Source organism: Bordetella genomosp. 9 (assembly GCF_002261425.1).
Taxonomy (GTDB): Bacteria; Pseudomonadota; Gammaproteobacteria; order Burkholderiales; family Burkholderiaceae_B; genus Bordetella_C.
The window spans coordinates 122,840-144,840 of record NZ_NEVJ01000003.1 but is presented as its reverse complement, the minus strand read 5'-3'; the positions used below and the strand labels follow the sequence as shown (position 1 = coordinate 144,840).

Genomic DNA, 22,001 nt, shown 5'->3' with positions numbered 1-22,001 from the left:
GAACAAGCCGGCCTTATGCCGCTTGCCCGACTTATCGGGCCGGCTGCCGGTTTGACAGAATAAGCGCATCAAGGAAACAGCACGATGGCAACCTCTTCCCTACCGCCAGTCACCTCCCTGGGCTCCGGTTCGAACCTGGACCTGCAGGGCATCCTGGACAGCCTCAAGGACAACGAAAAGCTGGCCCTGGTGCCCATCCAGAACCAGCAGACCCTGGTTACCACGCAGCTTTCCGCATACGGCACGCTGCAGCAGGCGATCGAGACCCTGCAGACGGCCGCGGGCACGCTGGCCGATCCCAAGACCTACAACGTCACGACGGCGACCGTCGTTGGCGGCAGCACCGCCTTCACAGTGAAGACCCAGCCGGGCGCCACGCCGGCCAAGTACAAGGTCCAGGTGGACCAGCTGGCCACCGCGGAACAGTTGAAGTCCGACGCGATCGGCGACCGCACCGCCAAGATCGGCACGGGCGGCAGCATCACCGTGACCCTGGCCGACGGCACCAGCAAGACCATCGACGTCAGCAAGGACACCTCGCTGAACGGTATCGCCCGGGCCATCAACGCCGATGAAAAGGCCGGCGTCACCGCGGCCATCCTGACCGACGGCGACGGCAAGAGCTATCTGCAGCTGACCTCGACGAACACCGGCACCAAGGCGGCGGTGACCAAGATCACGTCGACCAATACCGACATCCAGAGCGCCATCGGCTACGACGCCGCGGCGACGCCCACCGGCGGCATGACGCAGCAGGAAGCGGCGGCGGATGCCAAGGCCACCATCAACGGCGTGCAGATCGTCAGCGGCTCCAACACGCTGGACAAGAACATCGACAACGTCACCATCTCGCTGACCGACGTAACCGACGGCCCGGTGACGGTGAACGTCAGCACGGACTCGTCCGGCGTGGTGTCGGCGGTGCAGGGCTTCGTCAGCGCGTACAACACGCTGCAGACGCTGGTGACGTCGCTGACCAAGTACGATCCGACGACGGACCAGGGTTCGGCCCTGACCGGGGACAGCACCACCCGTTCCATTTCGTCCAGCCTGGCCAGCGCCATGCGCGTGCTGGCGTCCGGTACGGACACGCTGCGCACGATCCAGGACCTGGGCATCACGACGTCGCCGGACGATGGCACGCTGGTGCTGAACCTGAACACGATCGACAGCAACAACCTGCACTCGCTGAACGATTCCCTGTCCAGCAATCCCAAGGACGTCGGCGACATCCTGACCGCCCTGGGCACCAGCGTCGGCACCGCGATCAAGGGCATCCTGGGCACGAACGGCCTGCTGTCCAACCGCACCGCCGGCCTGACCGAAACCAAGAAGTCGCTGCAGGACCAGTACGACAGCGTGAGCGACCGCATCGACGCCGATATCGCCAACCTGCGCGCGCAGTTCGTGCAGCTGGATTCCTTCGTCGCGCAGATGAACAGCACCAGCTCGTACCTGACGCAGCAGTTCGCCGCGCTCTCCAACCAGAAATAATTCAAATGACCTACGCATACCGCCGTCCGGATAATGCCTACTCCGTGCGCTCCTACGCGGACGTAGGACTCGAAACGCAAGTCATGAGCGCGAGCGCCGAAAGGCTCATCACGCTGCTCTACACGGCGGCGCGAGCCGCCATCGGGCAGGCGCGCATCCATATCGAACAAGGCAACGGTTCCGCGCGAGCCATCGCGATCAGCAAGGCGACCCGCCTGGTGGACGAAGGGCTGAAACAGGCGCTCGACCTGGAAAACGGCGGCGAGATCGCGGCCAACCTGAACAACCTTTACGACTACGTTCTGCGGACCTTGATCAACGCCAACCTGAAGGGGGATGCCCAGCTGCTGGAAACCGCCGACACGCTGCTGGCCCAGCTTCAGGAAGCCTGGCAGACATCCGTGGATCGCACCGGCGAAGCGGCGAAGAGCTGATCGTCCCGGGCCCATTAACACTATTCGACGCTGTCACAAGACTCTCTATGTCGTCTCCGTCCTCGCAAATCATTCTCGAGCTTTATCGCGAGATCGTCGCGGTTACCGCGGCGATGTTGAACTCCGCCCGCGCGCAGGACTGGACCAGTGTCCTGCAGTTCGGGCAAACCTATTGCGAGATCGTCGAACGGCTGCGCACGATAGGCGTGACCGAACCGCTGGACGACGCCGAGCGGCGCCAGAAGCATGACATGCTGGTGCAGATCCTGGAAAACGACGCGAACACACGCGATCTGGCCATCCCCGAACTGGCCCGCATGAGCGAGCTGCTCGGCCGCATGAAGCGGCAACAGGCGGCGCTGAACGCTTATGGGTTCAAGGCACCCGTAGCATGAGCGCCCACCCATGAGCATCGGCCCGACAGCGCTCAGTTCGCTGCTGGTGCAGCGGCTGGACGCCGTGCTGGGAACGCAGCTCGCACAGCAAGGCAGCACGAATACCGCGCTACGCGATGCGGTCATTCCGCCCGGCGGCGCCGACGGCGTCAGGCCGGATCCGCAGGGACGCGGCAACGACCAGCTGGGCAACCTGACGGGACGCGAGCGCGCCGCCCTGCGCGAGGCCGCGGAACAGGCCGAACTGGCCGCCGCGCTGCGCAGCCGCTTCGTCAGCACCGGCACCACGCCATCGGCGCCCACCACGCTGGGACAGACCGCCCGCGTCATCCTGACCCTGCTCGCCCAGTACCCCGAGACAGCCCCTGCCCTGGCCGGCAAGGCGCCGCTCTGGTCGGGCGACGGTTCGACCGACACGGGCCACGACGGCGCCCCGCAAGGCACGGGCGCGCGCCCCGGCGGCATGGGCGCGGTGGCGGGTGAACCCCGCCCGGTGCAGGAACGCGGCGACGGCGCGCAACAGGACATGGACAGCCAGAACCCGGGCGCGCAGGCGTCCGCGGGATCGGCCCGCGACGCGGCCGCCGGCGGCGCCGGCAAGGCCGCGGCGGCCGTGGCTACGCCGGATGCGGCGGACGACCTGACGCAACTCGCCAATGGCGCGCGCCCCGGCGCCGGCAACGCCGCCACGGGTACCCAGGGCGCGGACGCGGCGCGCGCCGCCGCCCTGCATCCCGGGGCTCCGCAGGCGGGCCCCCTGGCCCAGGCGCTGAAACAGGCGATCGAGACCAGCGGCCTGTTCTACGAGTCGCATCTGAGCGATGCCGCCTACGGCAAGCGCGGGCTCGACCAACTGCGCGCCGAGCCCCAGGCCGGCCTGGATGCCAGCCAGGCGGAAACGATACAGACGCCCGTCCCCAAGCAATCGATCCTGGCCGACAACCCCCGGTTCAACCTGCCGACCAGCGCCGCGCCGACGATGCCGCAGGCCGACGGGACACCGACCTCCGGTTCCGCGCCGACCTGGTCGGGCTCCGCGCCCGCCCATGCGCCGGCGGCGCCGCCCGGCATCCATCCGGACGCTACCCTGCTGGTGCGCCAGCAACTGGAAGTCCTGGCCAACCAGACCCTGGCATGGGAAGGCACGGCCTGGCCCGGCACCGGCATGTGGTGGGAAATCCGCCGCGAACAGCAGGACGCGTCGGCCTATATGGGCGACGTCGACGAACCGGCCGGCTGGGCCACCCGCTTGGTGCTGACCATGCCGCGCCTGGGTACGGTCGAAGCGAATATCTCCCTGTCCGGGCAGAAACTGTCCCTGCAGATCGTCGCGCCCGAAGGCGAGCGCGAAATCACCGCGGGCGGCGCCGACCTGCGCAAGCGCATGGAAGGCGCGGGACTGCAATTGACGCAGCTGTCCATCAGCGCCCATGCACCGGCGCCGGAGCCGGCGCCATGAACGTTTCTAGCCGCCCTGGCGCCCGGGAGGGTTCATGACGCTGCCACCCTCCGCCGGCCACGACGAGCCGGGCCGCGCCGCCGCGGTCGCGCTGTCCTACCAGGACGGCGAAGCCGCGCCGCGTGTCGTGGCCAAGGGCTATGGCACGCTGGCCGACACCATCATCCGCACCGCCCGCGAAAACGGCATGTACGTGCACCAGTCGCCCGAACTGGTCGGACTGCTGATGCAGGTCGACCTGGATGCGCACATACCGCCGCAGCTGTACCTGGCGGTCGCCGAACTATTGGCATGGCTTTATCGCCTGGAAGCGCGCCCCGACAAGGCGCTACCCGGCCTGCCCCCTGACCGTAACGATTGATATCCACGCTGGAATTCGCCATGCCGTTGAAAGAGCCCGAATCGGACTTTCTGCTGACGCGGCCGGAGGAAATACGCTCCGCCATCTTCGAACTGACGCACCAGGATTGCACGACACTGGTGCGCGATGCCGCCGATCGCGAGACCGCGATCCTGGTCCTGGGCATCGATAAGCAGACCGACCATTTCTTCTGGCGGCCGCGCGATTTCGCGGGGTCCGACTTCGCCACCAACGACAGCCGCGGCCTGCGGGTGGGCACGGTGCTGCAATTCCATGGCAACGGCTACGGCGGCGTGCAGATCCATTTCCGCGTGCCGCGGCCCGACCTGGTGCGCTTCGACGACGGCAGCGCGGCCTTCGTGTCGCCGCTGCCGGAACGCGTGTCGCGCATCCAGCGGCGCAAGCTGTTCCGCGCGTCGATCATCGGCACGGCGGTGCGTTGCGCGGGGCAATGGCGGCCGGACCTGGCATCCAAGCCGGTGCTGTTCACCATCCGCGATATCTCGGTCGAAGGCATAGGCCTGCGCGTCGAGCGCCCGGCCAGCGAGATGCCGGCCGAGGGCGCCATCATGCGGGACGTCTACCTGGACTTCGGGGACTTCGGCAACATGACCACCGATCTGCAGGTGCGCACGGTGATCCCGCTGTCCGGCCAGCCGATGCCGCAGGCGACGGACGAGGCGCAGCCGGGGGCGGCCGAGCCGGTCACCATCCGGCCGAGCCTGACGCTGCAGGATCCGCTGACGCACATCGGCGCGGAATTCGCCGCCCTGAGCGGGCGTCAGGAAGCATGGCTGCAGCAGGTCGTCTGGCGCCTGGAAAAGGCGCGCGCCACCACCAGCTGAAAGAAATATGCGGCCGGCCAGGTGCGGCCGGCCAGGTGCGGCCGGCCAGGTGCGGCCGGCCAGGTGCGGCCGGCGAGGTGCGGCCGGCGAGGTGCGGCCGGCCAGGTGCGGCCGGCGAGGCGCGGCCGGCCCAGGCTCAGGCGGTGCCGGCCTGGTCGATCCAGGGCACTTCGCGCGCTTCGCCTTCTTCCGTCGCCGACGGGAAGTAATGCGCGGCGATTTCCTCGGGCGGCATGGGTTTGCCCAATAGCCAGCCCTGCACCCGATGGCATTGCAGCGCGTTCAGGATGGCGTACTGGCCTTCCGTTTCAACGCCTTCGGCGACGATCTCGCGGTTCAGGCGGCGCGACAGTTCGACGATGGTGCCGACGATCGCCTGCGCGCTGGAATCGGTTTCCAGGTTGCGCACGAAGGACCGGTCGATCTTGATCGTGTCGAACGGCAATTGCCGCAGATACCCCAGGCTGGAATAACCCGTGCCGAAATCGTCGATGGCGATGCGCACGCCGGCGCGGCGCAGTTCGGCCAGGCGCGAGATTTCCCCGCCTTCCGCCGCGACCAGCACGCCTTCGGTGATCTCCAGCTCCAGGCGTTCCGCCTTCAGCCCGGTGCGGTCCAGGACCGCCCGCACGTCGCGTACCAATTGGATCTTTTCCAGCTGGACCGGCGACAGGTTGACCGATAGATACCAGGGTTCCGGCCAGGTGGCGGCTTCGGCGCAGGCGGTTTCCAGCACCCAGGCGCCCAGCGGCACGATCAGCTCGGTCTGTTCCGCCAGCGGGATGAACTGCATGGGCGCGACCAGCCCGCGATGCGGGTGGTTCCAGCGCAACAATGCTTCGAAGCCCACCAGCGTGCGCGTGCCCGCGCTATAGATAGGCTGATAGTGGACGTAGAGTTGCCCGACTTCCTGCATGGCCTGGCGCAGGTCTTCTTCCAGCGCTTCGGAATCGGCGACCTGCGACAGCCCCAGCACGCTCTGGCCGCTGCGGGTAATGCGCACCGCGCGCAGGATGGCTTCCGAACGCACCAGATGCAAAGCCAGGAATAGCAGCAGGCCCGAGGGCACCACCACGATAAGCGTGAGCAGTATCCAGTGGAATCCGACGATGTGCGCGATGCCGGTATCCCACAGATACCAGATCGGCAACAGGCACATCGCCGCGACCAGCGCCATGGCGCCGCCACCTCCGAGCGCGCCGCGGGCGCGCCGGGAAATGAACCACGTTGTCAGCAGCACGACGCCGATGATTTCGAACTGGATTACGGCTACGACAAGCAATGTAAGAGTGTCAAGCATCGCACACCGTCAACGGCGATAACGGAAATAGTCCGAAGCGTGCCGCACGGGCAGGATTCTTGCACAAAACAGGCAAGTCTCACACCGTCAGGGACGAGATTTCCTTGTAGGCCGAAACCAGGCGGTTGCGCACCTGCACCGCCGTCTGGAATCCGACGTTGGCCTTTTGCATATCGACGATGACGTCGTTCAAGGAAACGTTGGGTGCCCCAAGTTCGAAAGCCTTGGCCTGCGTAACAGCCGCGTTCTGGGCGCCGGACACCCGTTGCAGCGAGCGCTGAAGCTCCGCCGCGAAACCGCCGCCGATCGCCGACGCGCCATTCGAGGCGGCCTGCATCCCGTTGGTGCCGTCCAGGGCGCCGCCTTCGGCGACCCGCACGACCTGGCGCATCCGCTCCAGCATGTTCTCAATTCCGGCCAGTCCGGCTATTGCCATGGCAAATCTATCCTTATTTGTCGGTGGCTAGAGACTACCGCTCCAGGGGCGACAGCATACGGCACAAATGAAGTCAAAAAACCCGATATTTCCCCTGCTTGGCGCCGGAGGCTTGTACCGCGCAAGACATAAATGGCAAATGACGCCAAAAACCCAGGTTTTTCTCCCCTTGGGATGTCGGACCGCGCAGCCATAATCCACGCTCCGATACCCGAAGCACGTTGCATGTGTAACTTGCCCACCCCCGACATACATCCCCGGAACTCGCGCCGTTTGGCGAGCGGGGGCAGCCGATGAACCAGCAGGCCACACTGACCTCTTCCCTGATTTCGCGGTTTCCCGTGCTGGAGAAACTGCGGAACGTTCCGAAACCGCTGCTGCTGGGCGCGGCGGCGGCGGTCATCGCATTGATCGTCGCGGCGGTGATGTGGGGACGCGACCCTAACTATAAGGTGCTGTTCTCCAATCTGGACGACCGGGACGGCGGCGCCATCGTCGCCGCCCTGAACCAGATGAACGTGCCCTATCGCTTCAACGAGACCGGCACGGCGATCCTGGTGCCGTCCGAGAAGGTCTACGACGCCCGCCTGCAACTGGCCGGCCAGGGCCTGCCGCGCGGCGGCTCGGTCGGCTTCGAGCTGTTGGACAATACCCGCTTCGGCGCCAGCCAGTTCACCGAACAGATCAATTACCAGCGCGGCCTGGAAGGCGAACTGGCGCGTTCCATCGAATCGATGAACGCCGTGCAGCACGCGCGAGTGCACCTGGCGCTGCCGCGCCAGACCCTGTTCGTGCGCGACCGCCGTCCGCCGACGGCCTCCATCGTGCTGACGCTCTACCCGGGCCGCAGCATCGGCGATTCGCAGGTGTCGGCCATTTCCTGGCTGGTGGCGTCCAGCGTTCCCGACCTGAATATCAGCAACGTTTCCATCGTCGACCAGAACGGCCGCCTGCTGTCCTCGCCCAGCGGCGAAGGCCGCGGCATGGATGCCGACCAGACGCGTTACGTACGCGAGACCGAGCAGCGCACCGTCGAGCGCATCCTGGCGATCCTGAATCCCCTGGTCGGCCCGGGCAATGTGCACGCCCAGGCCAGCGTCGACATGGACTTCGCCCGCCGCGAGGAAACGTCGGAGGTATACCGGCCCAATCAGGAACCGGGCCAGGGCGCGGTGCGCAGCCAGCAGACCAACGATTCCCAGCAGAACGGCGTCAATCCCGCGCAGGGCATCCCGGGCGCGCTGAGCAACGAGCCGCCGGCCAACGCGCAGGCGCCCATCGCCAATCCGCCCGCGACGCAGCAGCGTCCCGGCCAGCCGGGCGCCCAACAGCCCGGGCAGGCCGGCCAACAGCAGCAGACCACGTCCACCACCGGCGCGGCCGCGCAGCAGGGTCCGTCGACGTCGCGCCGCGAGAACACCACCAATTACGAAGTCGATCGCACCATCAGCCATATCAAGCAACCGGTCGGCGCGGTGAAGCGCCTGTCGGTGGCGGTGGTGATCAACTACATGCCCGACAAGGAAGGCGAACCCAAGGCGCTGCCCGAAGAACAGTTGAACAAGCTCACCACGCTGGTGAAGGAAGCCATGGGCTATTCCGAAGCGCGTGGCGATTCCCTGAACGTGGTGAACAGCCAGTTCAACGACAGCGAACCGGCGACGCCGTGGTGGAAGGATCCGTCGAACATCTCGATGGCCAAGACCGTGCTGGGCTGGCTGGTGCTGGCAATCCTGGCGGTGTGGGTGTGGCGCTCGCTGGTCCGTCCGATCTACGAGCGGTATATGAATCCGCCCATCGATCCGGAAATCGCCGAGATCGAGCGCCAGGACGCGCTGCGCGACGCCCAGGAACAGGCGCGCGCCAAGGAAATGGATCGTTTCGAGGACAACATGAGACGCGCCCGCGATATGGCCAACAAGGATCCGCGCGCGGTGGCCATGGTGCTGCGTACCTGGATGAGCAAAGATGCCAAGTGATAAACCCATCGATGGCATGACGCGTGCGGCGGTGCTGCTGATGTCGCTCGGCGAAGACGCCGCGGCGGAGGTCTTCCGCTTCCTGAGCGCGCGCGAAGTCCAGCAGGTCGGCGCCGCGATGGCGCAACTCAAGCAGGTGACGCGCGAAGACGTGGCCGAGGTGCTGGAGGAATTCCGCCAGGAATCCGACCAGTTCATCGCGGTGACGCTGGGTTCGGACGACTACATCCGCAGCGTGCTGACCAAGGCGCTGGGCAGCGACCGCGCCGCCGGCCTGATCGAGGACATCCTGGAAGCGGGCGACAGCGGCAGCGGCATCGATGCCCTGAACTGGCTGGATCCGCACATCGTGGCCGAACTGATCGGCGACGAGCATCCGCAGATCATCGCCACCATCCTGGTCCACCTGGAGCGCGACCGCGCCGCCGCCGTGCTGACCCGCCTGACCGAACGCCTGCGCAACGACGTGATGCTGCGCATCGCGACCTTCGGCGGCGTGCAGCCAGCGGCGCTGTCCGAGCTGACGGAAACGCTGAATGCCGTGCTGGCCGGCCAGGGCGCCAAGCGCAGCAAGATGGGTGGCGTACGCACCGCCGCCGAGATCCTGAACATGATGAATTCCTCCGACGAGGAAAACGTCGTGGCCAGCCTGCGCGAGCGCGACGCCGACCTGGCGCAGAAGATCGTCGACGAAATGTTCGTGTTCGAGAATCTGCTCGAGGTCGAGGACCGCGGCATCCAGCTCATACTCAAGGAAGTCGACAACGACACCCTCATGGTGGCGCTCAAGGGCGCGGTCGAGGACCTGCGCGACAAGTTCCTGCGCAATATGTCCAGCCGCGCGGCGGAAATGCTGCGCGAGGACCTGGAAGCGCAAGGCCCCATCCGCATGTCCAAGGTCGAGGCCGAGCAGAAGAAGATCCTGCTGGTCGCGCGCCGCCTGGCCGAGAGCGGCCAGATCGTGCTGGGCGGCCAGGGAGACGACGCGTATGTCTGAACGCCGTGCCGTTCCAGCGCCGCCCGCCAACGCGCCCTGGCAGCGCTGGCGCCTGGCGTCGTTCGAGGAACAGGACGCGGCCGCCCGCGCGCCGGAAATACTGCCGGACCCGGGCCCCGATCCCCGCCAGGTACAGGAAGAAGCCCGCCGCGCCGGCCATGCCCGCGGCCTGAAGGAAGGCCGTGCCGAAGGCTACGACCTGGGCGTCGCCGAAGGCCGCGCGCGTGGCTACGAAGAAGGCCTGCAGGAAGGCCGCAAGGCGGGCCACGCCGAAGGCCTGGCCGATGCCCGCAAGCAAGGCGCGGAGGAAGCCGAACGCCTGCGCGCGATCGCCGACGCCACGGCGACGTCCCTGGCGCAGCTCGAGGAAAAGACCGGGCAGGCGCTGATGACGCTGGCGCTGGACATCGCGCGCCAGGTCGTGCGCATCACCGTCGCGAACCAGTCCGATGCCTTGCTTGCCGCCGTCCGTGAAGTGCTGCACATGAATCCCACGGCGGCCGCGCCGCTGCGCCTGTGGCTGCATCCGCTCGACCTGGAACTGGTCCGCCTGCACCTGGCCGAAGAACTCAAGACCGGCCCCTGGCGCGTGCTGGTCGACGAATCGATCACGCGCGGCGGCTGCCGCGCGGAAACCTCGCTGGGCGAAATCGACGCCACGCTGGAAACGCGCTGGCGCCGCGTCGCGGCCTCGCTGGGCCGCGACATGCCGCTGGAGAGCGAGGAATGAGCGACGCCCACGCCGCCCCCACCATCCCCGGCGTCCCCGCCGTTCCGGTGGTGGACCGCTGGGTCACGCAATTGCAGATCGGCTCCATCCGGGCCAACTCCACCGACCCGTGGCTGGCGACCGGCCGCGTGACCCGCGCCACCGGCCTGGTGCTGCAGGCCACCGGCCTGCGCCTGCCTGTCGGCGCGGTGTGCCGCATCGAAATCGCGCCCGGCCACGACCATTGGGCCGACGCAGAGGTGGTCGGCTTCGACGGCCATACGCTTTACCTGATGCCGCAGTCGGACATCTCCGGCCTGCCGCCCGGCGCGCGCGTCGTTCCCGGCGAGCCGCCGCTGCAGCGGCAGATCCCCCTGCCCCGCAAGGCCATCCTGAACGGCAATGCCAAGCCCGCGCTGGGCCGCCACCTGCCGGTGGGCAATGCCCTGCTGGGACGCGTGCTGGATGGCGGCGGACGGCCGCTGGACGACCTCGGCCCGCTGGTCGGCGCCGACGCGGCGCCCTTGTCCGCGCTGCCCATCAACCCCCTGTCGCGCGCGCCCATCGATACGGTGCTGGACGTCGGCGTGCGCGCGATCAATGGCCTGCTGACCGTGGGCCGTGGCCAGCGCATGGGCCTGTTCGCCGGTTCTGGCGTGGGCAAGAGCGTGCTGCTGGGAATGATGGCGCGCTACACCAAGGCCGACGTCATCGTGGTCGGGCTCATCGGTGAACGGGGCCGCGAAGTCAAGGAATTCATCGAGCACAACCTGGGTCCCGACGGCCTCGCGCGCTCGGTGGTGGTGGCCGCGCCCGCCGACGTGTCGCCGCTGCTGCGCTTGCAGGGCGCCTCCTACGCCACCCGTATCGCGGAACACTTCCGCGACCAGGGGCTGGACGTACTGCTGATCATGGACTCGCTGACCCGCTACGCGATGGCGCAGCGCGAGATCGCGCTGGCCATCGGCGAACCCCCGGCCACCAAGGGCTATCCGCCGTCCGTATTCGCGCGGCTGCCCGCCCTGGTCGAACGCGCGGGCATGGGCGCGCCCGGGCCGAACGGCAAGGCCGGCTCGATCACCGGGTTCTATACCGTATTGGCGGAAGGCGACGACCAGCAGGATCCCATCGCCGATTCCGCCCGCGCCATCCTCGACGGCCACGTGGTGCTGTCGCGCCACCTGGCCGAGGCTGGCCATTACCCGGCCATCGACATCGAGGCGTCGATTTCGCGCGCCATGACGTCCCTGATCAGCACCGACCAGTTCGCGGTGGTCCGGCGCTTCAAGCAGGTGGTCTCGCGCTACCAGCGCAACCGCGACCTGATCGCCGTGGGCGCATACGCGCCCGGACACGACCTGGCGCTGGACGACGCCATCGCGCGCTATCCGCGCCTGGAAGCCTTCCTGCAACAGAACGTCGGCGAAAAAGTGGACTACGGCACGGCCGTCGCGCAACTGCAGGCCACATTACAGACAGGTGAATCGCATGCCTAGCCAACTCCCCCTGGATATGCTGATCTCCTTGGCCCAGGACCACACGGACGCAGCGGCCAAGCAGCTGGGCGGATTGCATGTCGCGCGCAACAAGGCGGAGCAGCAGCTGACCATGCTGCACGACTACCGCGCCGACTATCTGCAACGCCTGCAGACCGCCATGATGACCGGCATGTCGGCCGCCGATTGCCACAATTACCAACGCTTCATCGCCACGCTGGACGATGCGATCGACCAGCAGCGAGCGGTGCTCGAGCAGGCCGCGACGCATCTGGAGCAAGGCAAGGAACACTGGCGCGAAGAACGCCGCAAGCTGAACTCCTTCGACGCGCTGGCGCAACGCCAGCAGCAAGTGCAGGCGCGCGAGGACGCGCGCCGCGAACAACGCCTGAATGACGAGTACTCCGCGCGCCTGGTCCGGCGCGGCGGGGGACTGCATTGAAGAGGACGCCGACCATGACTTCCCCGCTTGCCATGCTTGCCCTGGCCACGCCCTCCGCTCCCCCTTCCGGCCCGTCGGCCGCCGGCGCGGCAACGCCCGGCGCCACGCGGCCCGCCGCCTCGGCCCCGGAAGGCCGCGGCGCGCGCGACGGCAAGGACGCCTCGCGCTTTTCCGACATCATGGCGCGCCAGCGCGCCAGCCAGGATGCGGCCACGCCCGCCGACGGCGCCGTGCGCACGCCGGCCGACGCCGCCAGCACCCCGCCGCAGAACACCACGCCCGCGGGCGAGGACGCCAAGGCGGACGACGGCCATCTTGACGAAGACAAGCTCGCCGCCGCGGCCGGCGCCGACGCCGCGCCGACGCTGGCGCAACAGGCGCTGGCGATCGCCACCCTGTCGCTGCAGCTGCAGGGCGGTGGCGCGGACCAGGGCAAGCCGGCATCCACCGATGGCCAGGCCGGCGCGCCCGCCGGCGTCACCGCCACGGCCGGCGCGGCCACCGCGCTGACCGGCACCATCGAACTGGCGACCGCGGACGCGGGCGCCACGGCTACGGCGCCGGCGCCAGGCGCCACGACGCCCGCGAATGGACAAAACGCCGATCCCGCGCCGGCGCAAGCCCTTGGCGCGCCCCTGCCCGGGGTGGCCGCACAAGGCGCCGCCGCGGATGCGCGGACGGCCGCCGCCCCCGGAGTCCATTCCGGCGAGACCGCGCACGCCGCCGGCCGCGGCGCCGACCACACCCATGCCGCCGATCTGGCCGTCGATCCTCGCGCCGGCCGGCAGGCCGAGGCCGGCGCCGGGACCGGGACCGACGCCGGCACGGATGCCGCCGCGCGGCCGCAGGACGATGCCTTGCGCGCCGCGGCCAACGCGACCCGCGCCAACGGCGACAGGGATACGCAAGCCGACGCCACCGCGCCGCGCGTCGGCGCCCACGCCACGCCCGGCGACATGGCCCAGGCCCTGGCGTCCGCCTGGCAGGCGCCAGCGCCCAGCGCCAGCGCGAACGTCGCCGCCCCCGCCATCCACACGCCGGTCGGCCAGCCCCAATGGGGCGCCGAACTGGGCAGCCAGCTGGTCCTGATGACCCATCGCGCCGGCAACGACGCGCAAACCGCGCAATTGCGCCTCGACCCGCCCGACCTGGGCCCGCTCAGCGTCACGATCAAGCTGAACAACGGCGTGGCGGAAGCGTCGTTCGTATCGGCCCACGCCGCCGTGCGCCAGGCCGTCGAGTCCGCCCTGCCGCAGCTGCAGCAGAGCCTGGCGCAGGCCGGCATTTCGCTGGGGCAGGCCAACGTCAGCGACCAGGGCGCGCAGGCCGGCTTCGGCGGCATGAACCAGGGCGGCGACCGCCCCGGCCATGGCGGCGGCGGCGCCGCGCAGGCACAGGCGGACACGTCGGGCGATACCGTGCAGATCGCCGTACCCACGGCGCGCGGCGTGGAAGCCGGACGGGTCGACACCTTCGCATGAGCGCGCGCCGCCGGACCGCACGGACCGCCTTCCCAGGCACCATCGAAACCCGTCACGCAATAGGCGGAGATACCCAGTTTTCGCCCTGTTTTTCCCTTGCGTCCTGCCTGCCCAAGTGAGGCAAAATGCAAGCGAACAATAGATATCCGTTTTCCCGGTAAACCAACCACCATCCGAGATGGCGACATCAAAAACCCCCACCATGCCGCCGCGCAGCACCCTGCCGATGCGTAACAGCGGCTCGTCGCGCTTCCTCCGCCCGATCATCGGCCTGCTGGTCCTGCTGATCGTCGCCGGCGCCAGCGTCGCGACGACCTGGATGATCACGACACGCTCGCAGCGCAACGCGGCCAATTCCGCCGTGCAGATCAATGTGGGGCAGGCGCAGCAACCCGCCGTGGGCGCCTCGCCGACGACCTTCGTCGCGCCGCCGCAGACCCCGCAGGCCGTGCCCGCGCCCATCTTCATACCCATCACGCCGTTCACGGTGACCCTGCAGAGCGCCGACCGCGAGCGCATCGTGCATGTCGCCATGACCTTGCGGGTGGCCGACGAGCAATCGCGCCAGCGCATCGAAAAGTACATGCCGGAAGTGCGCAGCCGCGTCCTGATGCTGTTGTCGGCGCAGACGCCGGAAAGCGTGCAGACGCCGCAAGGCAAGGTCGACCTGGCCAGCGCCCTGCTGAAGGCGATCAACAAACCCTTCACGCCCCTGCCTGACGGGCAGTACGTCACCGACGTGCTGTTCACCGAATTCGTGGTGCAATAAGCATGGCTTACGAGGCGTTCCTATCGCAGGACGAAGTAGACGCCCTGCTGGCGGGCGTCACCGGCGAAAGCGACGGCAAGGAAACCAGCCAGAGCGAACAGGACGGCGTACGCGCCTATGACCTGAGCTCTCCGGAACGGGTCGTGCGGCGTCGCATGCAGACGCTGGAGCTGATCAACGAACGCTTCGCGCGGCACATGCGCAATGTGCTGCTGAACTTCATGCGCCGCAACGCCGACATCACCGTCGGCTCGATCCGCATCCTGAAGTACTCGGATTTCGAACGCAACCTGCCGGTGCCCAGCAACCTGAACATGGTGCAGATGAAGCCGCTGCGCGGCACCGCCCTGTTCAGCTACGACCCCAACCTGGTGTTCCTGGTCATCGACAGCCTGTTCGGCGGCGATGGCCGCTACCACACCCGGGTCGAAGGCCGCGACTTCACGACCACCGAACAGCGCATCATCCGGCGCCTGCTGAACCTGACGCTGGAAAGCTATGGCAAAGCCTGGGAAGCCGTGTATCCGGTCGAGTTCGAGTACGTGCGCTCCGAGATGCACACGAAGTTCGCCAGCATCACGGGCTCGAACGAGGTCGTGGTGGTCACGCCTTTCCATATCGAGTTCGGCGCCACCGGCGGCGACCTGAACATCTGCCTGCCCTATTCGATGATCGAACCGGTGCGGGACTTGCTGACCCGCCCCTTGCAGGAAACCGCGCTGGAAGCCGTGGACCAGCGCTGGGCGCGCCAGCTGTCGCGCCAGATCCGCAGCGCCGACGTCGAGCTGATCGCCGAATTCGCCCGCATCCCGTCGTCGATCCGCGAACTGATGAAGTTGAAGGTGGGCGACGTATTGCCGGTCGACGTGCCGGAAATCGTGACCGCCAACATCGACGCCGTGCCCGTCATGGACTGCGGCTACGGCGTGTTCAACAACCAGTACGCGCTGCGCGTACACAAACTGCTTACACCTCTGGACCCCGAGAACGAGGCCCCCGACCATGACTGACCAGAACGCCGAGCGGCCCGATCAAAACAAACCCGCCGCGGCCAGCGACGACTGGGCCGACGCCCTGGCGGAACAGTCGCGCGCCGCGCCGCCGACGCAGGCCGACGGCCTGAAGCCCGCCGACGACTGGGCGGACGCCCTGGCCGAGCAGACCGCCGCCAGCGCGGGCGCGACGGCCGCCGCGCCCGCCCCCGCCGCGCCCGCGGCCAAGCCGGCCGGTGCGTCGGTATTCAAGCCCCTGACCGGCTCCGCCGAAAAGTCCAACGCCGACATCGACCTGATCATGGACGTGCCCGTCCAGTTGACGGTCGAACTGGGCCGCACGCGGCTGACCATCAAGAACCTGCTGCAGCTGGGGCAAGGGTCGGTGGTGGAGCTGGACGGCCTGGCCGGCGAGCCGATGGATATCTTCGTCAACGGCTACCTGATCGCCCAGGGCGAAGTGGTGGTCGTCGACGACAAGTACGGCATCCGCCTGACCGACATCATCACGCCCGCCGAGCGCATCAACCGCCTGAACGGCCGGCGCTGAGCACGACATGGGCGACGCCGCAACCTTCCGTGTCATCGTGGGCCTGGTCGTCGTTATCGCGGCGATCCTGGCCTGCGGCTGGCTGGCGCGCCGCGCCGGCCTGGCCGGGCGCGCGGCGGGCGGCACGATGCGCGTCGTCGACAGCCTGACACTGGGCCCGCGCCAGCGCATCGTGCTGGTGGAAGTCGCCGACGCCTGGCTGCTGGTCGGCGTGACGGTCGGCCAGATGAATCTGCTGCATACGCTGCCCGCGGGCGACGCCGCCGTGCCGGCGCAGCAGCCCGGCGCCCTGGTGACCTCCCTGCTCGCGCGCCGGCGCGGCGGCGCGGATGCTTCCTTCGCCAGCAAACTTACCCAGGCCTTGCGCCGCGGCTGACGCGGCGGATACGGCTGGATGGTCCCATGAATCGATTCTTACGCGCTCGACACGGCGTAGCCGGTCCCCTGCGCCGCGTGCTGTGCGGCCTGGCGCTGCTGGCGCTCGCGTGCGCGCCGCTGGCGGCGTCGGCGCAAGCCACCTTGCCGGCGCTGACCGCGACGCCCGGTCCGAACGGCAGCGAGACCTATTCGCTGAGCGTGCAGACGCTGCTGATGCTGACGTCGCTGACGTTCATCCCGGCCGCGCTGCTGATGATGACGGGTTTCACACGCATCATCATCGTGCTCAGCCTGATGCGCAACGCGCTGGGCACGCAGACCACGCCGCCCAATCTGGTGCTGGTGGGCCTGGCGCTGTTCCTGACGGCCTACACCATGTCGCCGGTATTCGACCAGATCTACAAGGACGCCTACGAACCGCTGTCCAACGGCACGATTTCCTTCGAGACCGCGATCGATCGCGGCGCGCAGCCGCTGCGCACGTTCATGATGCACCAGACGCGCGAGACCGACCTGTCGCTGTTCGCCAATCTGGCGAACCAGGCGCCGATGGACGATCCCTCGGCCGTGCCGATGAAGGTGCTGGTGCCGGCGTTCATCACCAGCGAATTGAAGACCGCCTTCCAGATCGGCTTCACCATCTTCATCCCCTTCCTGATCATCGACATGGTGGTGGCCAGCGTGCTGATGGGCCTGGGCATGATGATGGTGCCGCCCATATCGGTCGCGCTGCCGTTCAAGTTGATGCTGTTCGTGCTGGCTGACGGCTGGCACATGCTGCTGGGCTCGCTGGCCCGCAGTTTCTACCAGTGACCGGAGGCCCGCCATGGACGCCGAAACCGTAATGACGATGACGTACCAGGCCATGCGCATGATCATGGTCGTGGCCGGGCCGCTGCTGCTGGTCACGCTGGCGGTGGGCCTGCTGATCAGCGTCTTCCAGGCGGCGACGCAGATCAACGAAATGACGCTATCGTTCATTCCCAAGCTGGTGGCCGTCGCCGCCACGCTGGTGCTGCTGGGACCCTGGCTGATCGGCATGATGACCGACTACATCCGCCAGATCATGGAACAGATCCCCAACCTGGTATCGTGACCCGAGGTCGCGGCATGGCGCCATGATCACCTTCACGCTGGATCAATGGTACGGGTGGATCAACACCTTCCTGTGGCCATTCACGCGCCTGCTGGCGCTGATCGGCATCGCGCCCCTGTTCGGCGAAAGCAGCGCGCCGCGAACCACCAAGATCGGCCTGGCCGCGGTGCTGGCGGTGGCGATCGCGCCGTCGCTGCCGCCCATGCCGACCGTGTCGCCAGGTTCGCTGGCCGGATTGTGGATACTCGCGCAGCAGGTTTTCATCGGCATCGCCATGGGCTTCTGCATGCGCATCTGCTTCGCCGCCGTGCAGACGGCGGGCGATTTCGTCGGGCTGCAAATGGGCCTGTCGCTGGCCACGATCTTCGACCCGACCACCCAGGCGAACACGGAGGTACTGGCCCGGCTGTTCAACATCCTGGCCATGCTGACCTTCCTGAGCCTGAACGTGCATCTGTTGATGCTGGGCATGCTGATCAAGACCTTTACCCTGGTGCCGATCGGCACGGCATCCCTGCATGCCGATGGCTGGCAGATGGTGGCGCATCTGGGCACCAAGATCTTTTCTTCCGGCCTGTTGCTGGCCCTGCCGCTGCTGGCGTCGCTGCTGGCGATACAGCTGGCGCTCGGGATACTGAACCGCGCGGCCCCGCAGCTGTCGGTGTTCGCGGTGGGCTTCCCCATCACCCTGTCGGCGGGCGTCATCCTGCTGGCCGTCGCGCTGCCGCAGAGCACGGGGTCGCTGGCGGAACTGTTCCAGGAAGGCATCAATGCGATGGAGCGGCTGGCGGGACTGATGGCGGGATAGCTGCTGTTGGCGCCGGCAAGGGCTTGCATGCCGGCCGGACGCCGAAGAACACCTTGGGCGACCCATACAGGCCGCAGAACGGTGTATCGATGGGCGCGGCGGCATACAGCGACTTCACGCCTTCGAAGCGGTAGCCCAGGGCCTCGCGCACCGATTCGGAGAATTCCAGGTGGGTCAGCCTGTCGTGCTGGATCAGGGCGGCCTGCCGCAGGCGGGCCTGGACGGCCGGGTCCGTCGCCAGCACCAGGAACGGGACGCGGTATTCCTCGGCGGTGGCTTCGTCGCCGGTATTGCAGTGCGTGGCGCGCGTCGTCAGGTTCTGGCCGTGGTCCGACGTGTAGAAAACGATGGTATCGGCGGACAGCCCGTGCCGCAGCGTCGCCAGGAAATCGGCCGAGTTGTGGCGGATCGCCGCCCGGTAGTCGGTGACCTTGTCCCCCGACACCGACGCCGGCGGAATGTAGTCCGCGTACGGGAAATGCGCGCCGTCCTTGTTGATCAGGATGAAGTTCCTGCCCGTGGCCGCGCGCGCCAGGATCTGCTTCGCGGCCCGTGCGTCGCGCTCGTACAGCGGGCCGTTGTTGGCGATGACGTGATCGATGTCCGCGAGCTCGTCGCGGTTGATGTAGTTGCGCGTCGACGGATCGTCCAGCACCCCCTGGTTGTCGATATACGTGGTGGTGTATCCGCGCTGCCGGGCCAGCGCGAACAGGCTGTCGGTGCGGGCGATGTCCACGTGCCCGCTGTCGGCGCGGGGCCACCATGCTTTCCTGAGGATGTAGTTCGACGCGGCGGAACAGTTGCCGCCGCTGTAGGCGAGGCCGAAATCGGCGTAGGCCGCGCCCTTGCCCTGGAACTCCTGCTCGAAATGCGTGTATTCCACGGACTCGTCCACGATCACGATGACGTTGCGGAAATCATGGATATCGTCGGCGGCCATGACGTGGGCCGGCCGATAGCGAGGATGGTCCAGAAGATCGTTGGCCTGGGTGGCCAGGGAGCCGAAACCATAGGAAAAGCCCTTGGGAAAGCCGATCAGGGCCGGCGGTCCGCGCTGCGTCAGGATGTAGCCGTACATGCCGCCGAGCGCGAGGATCATGATGGCCAGCAACGCGAACGGGGCGCGCGAGCGACGCGGAACCAGGCATTTCATCAATAGCGGCACGAACAATATCGCCGCCTTGCCCGCCGCCAGGCCGATCAGATGGCCGTATTCCTGCAAGGCCGCATCCAGCATCCCCGCCGACGCGTTCAATGCGCTGATGTTGCCGATGCCGGCGGGCCGGCCGTAGACGGCGTGCGCCGACAGGTCGACCGTCACCAGCAGCCACAGCAGCAACAGCAAGAGCAATCCCGCGGCCGGCCGCACCCGCGTGGCGGCATATAGCGCCAGGATGGCGACGAGGTATTCGAGTATGAAGACACCCTGCCTCAGGTATTCCGCCAGGCCGAAATGCCCCTGCACGTTCAAGCCTATGGTGTGGAATCGCTGGATCGCGAAGAAACCGTCCAGCGCCAGGTAGGCCCCCGCCGTATAGAACAGGATCAGCCATTCCGGCAGGCCGTGGGGAATGACGGTACGGAGGCTGTTGAAGGACCGGGAAGCGCGAGGGTGAAAGGAAGCGGAGCGAGTCGTTGGACCCGGAAAGGACGAAGACACGTGGGTGTGGGCCCGGGGCACGCCGTCGCATGCGCTACCGAACCCACCGCACCGCTACGCCGACATCCCATCGAGCCGTTCGAAAGAATGGAGAGCTGGGTTAGAAACAGTGGAGATGAATAGATTCGACGATGGCGGCCTGCCGAGCATCGTCTGTTTCACGTATCTCCAACGCTGATCGGCCGATCGAGGGCAGAACGCGCAAAATCAGCGGCCAAAAGCAAAAGGCCGTGGACAGAAAGCAAAAAAGGCGGCCTCGCGGGCCGCCTTTTTCTGCAGGACCTGCTGTGATATAGCGCGTCAGCCGGCTGCCAGCGGGGCGTAGGCCGCGCCACCGGCCAGCTGCTGCGCCGGCACGTCGATGACCTGGCCTTCGTTGATCCTGAAGACGGACACCGCCTCGGCCAGGCGCTGGGCCTGTTCCTGCAGCGATCCGGCCGCGGCGGCCGCTTCTTCCACCAGCGCCGCGTTCTGCTGCGTGACTTCGTCCATCTGCGACACCGCCCGATTGACCTGGTCGATGCCGCTGGATTGCTCTTCCGACGCCGCCGAGATCTCGCCCATGATGTCGGTCACCCGCTTCACCGAGGCCACGATCTCCTGCATGGTCGCGCCCGCGCGTTCGACCTGCTGCGAACCCGCGCCCACCTTGGTCACCGAATCCTCGATCAGCGACTTGATTTCCTTGGCCGCCTGCGCGCTGCGCTGCGCCAGCGAGCGCACTTCGCCCGCCACCACCGCGAATCCCTTGCCCTGCTCGCCCGCCCGCGCCGCTTCCACCGCCGCATTCAGCGCCAGGATGTTGGTCTGGAACGCAATCCCGTCGATCACGCTGACGATTTCCGAGATCTTGCGCGAGCTGCCCGAGATCTCCTGCATCGTGTTCACGACTTCCGCCACCGCCGAACCGCCGCGCTCGGCCACGTCCGACGCGCTGGCCGCCAGCTGGTTGGCCTGCCGCGCGTTCTCGGCGTTCTGCTTGACCGTCGAGGCCAGTTCCTCCATCGACGCCGCCGTCTCTTCCAGCGACGCCGCCTGCTGCTCGGTGCGGCTGGACAGGTCGGTGTTGCCCGCGGAAATTTCACGCGAGCCCACGTTGATCTCGTCCACGCCGCGGCGTACCGCAGACACCGTGCGCGTCAGGCTTTCCTGCATGCGCCTGACGGCGCTGTACAGCAGGCCGATTTCGTTGGTGCTGCGCACTTCCACATGCTGGCTGAGGTCGCCGGCGGCGATCTTGTCGAAGTGCTGGCCGGCTTCGCGCAGCGGACGCAACACCAGGCGGCTCAGGACCAGCCAGCAGGCGACGGTCAGAAGGAGCGCGAAGATGACCATGACCACGGTCACGGTACGCGCGAGCGAAAAATCGCGGTGTCCCAGCGTCACCATGTCGTCCGTCGCCTTGTCCAGGTAGTCCAGCATGCCCTGGACCGACTTATCCAATGTCTGGTTGGCGGCCGACGACGCCTTGGATGACGCCAGGTAGGCATCGATCTGCTTCGAACGCAGCGTGTTGATCTGCTCTTCGATCAGCCCGGCGTAGGCCTTGTAGTTCGCCATGATGGCCTGCGACATGTCCACCGTCGCGGGCAGCTTGGGCGACTGGCTGAACAGGTTCATGCGCTTGTCGGCATCGGCCTTGAACCCGGCCGCGCGCGAGATCTGGTTCATGCCGTCGTCGCTGCGATTGGCCTGGATCATCTCGTAGGCATTGTTCAGCACCTGCCGCGCACGCAGCACCTGGGCATAGGAGGCATACAGGTTGACGACCTGGTCGCTATAGATATTGTTGACCGCGTCCAGCTTGCTATTGCTCGATTGCAGTCCGAGCCATGCGACGGCGTTCGATACCAGCATCGCGGCCAGGTATAACGCCAGCAACGCGATGATGGACGTGCGGATTTTCATATTGGTGAACAT

At 67.3% G+C, this 22,001-nt stretch carries 23 protein-coding genes; 19 read left to right on the top strand and 4 right to left on the bottom strand.

Annotation, left to right across the window (positions count from 1 at the left end):
• Nucleotides 1–84: 84 nt before the first annotated feature.
• From fliD to CAL26_RS11850, 6 genes are read left to right on the top strand one after another with little or no spacing between them, the layout of a single operon-like run.
• Nucleotides 85–1,494, top strand: coding sequence for a flagellar filament capping protein FliD (gene fliD / locus CAL26_RS11875; RefSeq protein WP_094847137.1), 1,410 nt, complete (start codon nucleotides 85–87; stop codon nucleotides 1,492–1,494).
• A 5-nt stretch (nucleotides 1,495–1,499) separates the two neighbouring features.
• Nucleotides 1,500–1,928 (top strand): flagellar export chaperone FliS, encoded by a 429-nt coding sequence (fliS, locus tag CAL26_RS11870; RefSeq protein ID WP_094847136.1) that lies wholly within the window; start codon nucleotides 1,500–1,502, stop codon nucleotides 1,926–1,928.
• Between the two features lie 47 nt (nucleotides 1,929–1,975).
• The gene (locus CAL26_RS11865) at nucleotides 1,976–2,323 is read left to right on the top strand and encodes a flagellar protein FliT (RefSeq protein WP_232464787.1); all 348 of its coding nucleotides are present in this window, start codon (nucleotides 1,976–1,978) and stop codon (nucleotides 2,321–2,323) included.
• A gap of 10 nt (nucleotides 2,324–2,333) precedes the next feature.
• Nucleotides 2,334–3,782, top strand: coding sequence for a flagellar hook-length control protein FliK (gene fliK / locus CAL26_RS11860; RefSeq protein WP_094847135.1), 1,449 nt, complete (start codon nucleotides 2,334–2,336; stop codon nucleotides 3,780–3,782).
• 34 nt (nucleotides 3,783–3,816) lie between these two features.
• Nucleotides 3,817–4,143, top strand: a complete 327-nt coding sequence (locus tag CAL26_RS11855; protein ID WP_094847134.1) for an EscU/YscU/HrcU family type III secretion system export apparatus switch protein — start codon at nucleotides 3,817–3,819, stop codon at nucleotides 4,141–4,143.
• A 20-nt stretch (nucleotides 4,144–4,163) separates the two neighbouring features.
• The gene (locus CAL26_RS11850; RefSeq protein WP_094849825.1) at nucleotides 4,164–4,988 is read left to right on the top strand and encodes a flagellar brake protein; all 825 of its coding nucleotides are present in this window, start codon (nucleotides 4,164–4,166) and stop codon (nucleotides 4,986–4,988) included.
• 136 nt (nucleotides 4,989–5,124) lie between these two features.
• On the opposite strand, the gene CAL26_RS11845 is transcribed toward CAL26_RS11850, so the two are convergent.
• Nucleotides 5,125–6,288: a putative bifunctional diguanylate cyclase/phosphodiesterase gene (locus tag CAL26_RS11845; protein ID WP_094847133.1), complete on the bottom strand. Its 1,164-nt coding sequence runs from the start codon at nucleotides 6,286–6,288 to the stop codon at nucleotides 5,125–5,127.
• Nucleotides 6,289–6,367: 79 nt separating this feature from the next.
• Entirely contained in the window at nucleotides 6,368–6,724 is a 357-nt protein-coding gene (gene fliE / locus CAL26_RS11840) for a flagellar hook-basal body complex protein FliE (protein WP_086064653.1), read from the bottom strand.
• A gap of 293 nt (nucleotides 6,725–7,017) precedes the next feature.
• Here fliE and fliF point away from each other — a divergent pair, with 293 nt between their 5' ends.
• The 13 genes from fliF (at nucleotide 7,018) to fliR (ending at nucleotide 18,421) form a co-directional block, all read left to right on the top strand.
• On the top strand, nucleotides 7,018–8,703 hold the full coding sequence (gene fliF / locus CAL26_RS11835) for a flagellar basal-body MS-ring/collar protein FliF (RefSeq protein WP_094847132.1): 1,686 nt from the start codon (nucleotides 7,018–7,020) through the stop codon (nucleotides 8,701–8,703).
• The gene (gene fliG / locus CAL26_RS11830; protein WP_094847131.1) at nucleotides 8,693–9,700 is read left to right on the top strand and encodes a flagellar motor switch protein FliG; all 1,008 of its coding nucleotides are present in this window, start codon (nucleotides 8,693–8,695) and stop codon (nucleotides 9,698–9,700) included. Before fliF ends, fliG begins: the two co-directional genes overlap by 11 nt.
• The gene (gene fliH, locus CAL26_RS11825) at nucleotides 9,693–10,430 is read left to right on the top strand and encodes a flagellar assembly protein FliH (RefSeq protein WP_094847130.1); all 738 of its coding nucleotides are present in this window, start codon (nucleotides 9,693–9,695) and stop codon (nucleotides 10,428–10,430) included. Before fliG ends, fliH begins: the two co-directional genes overlap by 8 nt.
• Nucleotides 10,427–11,905 carry a flagellar protein export ATPase FliI gene (gene fliI, locus CAL26_RS11820; RefSeq protein WP_094847129.1) on the top strand — a complete coding sequence of 493 codons (1,479 nt, stop codon included), beginning with the start codon at nucleotides 10,427–10,429 and terminating at the stop codon, nucleotides 11,903–11,905. Before fliH ends, fliI begins: the two co-directional genes overlap by 4 nt.
• On the top strand, nucleotides 11,898–12,347 hold the full coding sequence (gene fliJ / locus CAL26_RS11815) for a flagellar export protein FliJ (protein ID WP_094847128.1): 450 nt from the start codon (nucleotides 11,898–11,900) through the stop codon (nucleotides 12,345–12,347). Before fliI ends, fliJ begins: the two co-directional genes overlap by 8 nt.
• A 14-nt stretch (nucleotides 12,348–12,361) precedes the next feature.
• Nucleotides 12,362–13,828, top strand: a complete 1,467-nt coding sequence (locus tag CAL26_RS11810; RefSeq protein WP_143277420.1) for a flagellar hook-length control protein FliK — start codon at nucleotides 12,362–12,364, stop codon at nucleotides 13,826–13,828.
• A gap of 178 nt (nucleotides 13,829–14,006) precedes the next feature.
• A complete protein-coding gene (locus tag CAL26_RS11805) occupies nucleotides 14,007–14,597 on the top strand; it encodes a flagellar basal body-associated FliL family protein (protein ID WP_094847126.1) in 591 nt (196 codons plus the stop codon).
• Nucleotides 14,598–14,599: 2 nt separating this feature from the next.
• A complete protein-coding gene (gene fliM, locus CAL26_RS11800) occupies nucleotides 14,600–15,607 on the top strand; it encodes a flagellar motor switch protein FliM (protein WP_094847125.1) in 1,008 nt (335 codons plus the stop codon).
• A complete protein-coding gene (fliN, locus tag CAL26_RS11795; RefSeq protein ID WP_094847124.1) occupies nucleotides 15,600–16,139 on the top strand; it encodes a flagellar motor switch protein FliN in 540 nt (179 codons plus the stop codon). Before fliM ends, fliN begins: the two co-directional genes overlap by 8 nt.
• 7 nt (nucleotides 16,140–16,146) lie before the next feature.
• Nucleotides 16,147–16,515 (top strand): flagellar biosynthetic protein FliO, encoded by a 369-nt coding sequence (fliO, locus tag CAL26_RS11790; RefSeq protein ID WP_094847123.1) that lies wholly within the window; start codon nucleotides 16,147–16,149, stop codon nucleotides 16,513–16,515.
• Between the two features lie 26 nt (nucleotides 16,516–16,541).
• Nucleotides 16,542–17,330, top strand: a complete 789-nt coding sequence (gene fliP / locus CAL26_RS11785; protein WP_094847122.1) for a flagellar type III secretion system pore protein FliP — start codon at nucleotides 16,542–16,544, stop codon at nucleotides 17,328–17,330.
• Between the two features lie 13 nt (nucleotides 17,331–17,343).
• Complete coding sequence (fliQ, locus tag CAL26_RS11780; RefSeq protein ID WP_086064641.1) at nucleotides 17,344–17,613, top strand: flagellar biosynthesis protein FliQ; 270 nt, start codon at nucleotides 17,344–17,346, stop codon at nucleotides 17,611–17,613.
• Nucleotides 17,614–17,635: 22 nt separating this feature from the next.
• Nucleotides 17,636–18,421: a flagellar biosynthetic protein FliR gene (gene fliR / locus CAL26_RS11775; protein WP_094847121.1), complete on the top strand. Its 786-nt coding sequence runs from the start codon at nucleotides 17,636–17,638 to the stop codon at nucleotides 18,419–18,421.
• Here fliR and CAL26_RS11770 read toward each other — a convergent pair.
• Both CAL26_RS11770 and CAL26_RS11765 read right to left on the bottom strand, forming a co-directional pair.
• Entirely contained in the window at nucleotides 18,381–20,102 is a 1,722-nt protein-coding gene (locus tag CAL26_RS11770) for a sulfatase-like hydrolase/transferase (protein WP_143277419.1), read from the bottom strand. The genes fliR and CAL26_RS11770 overlap by 41 nt on opposite strands.
• A gap of 279 nt (nucleotides 20,103–20,381) precedes the next feature.
• On the bottom strand, nucleotides 20,382–22,001 hold the full coding sequence (locus CAL26_RS11765; RefSeq protein ID WP_094847119.1) for a methyl-accepting chemotaxis protein: 1,620 nt from the start codon (nucleotides 21,999–22,001) through the stop codon (nucleotides 20,382–20,384).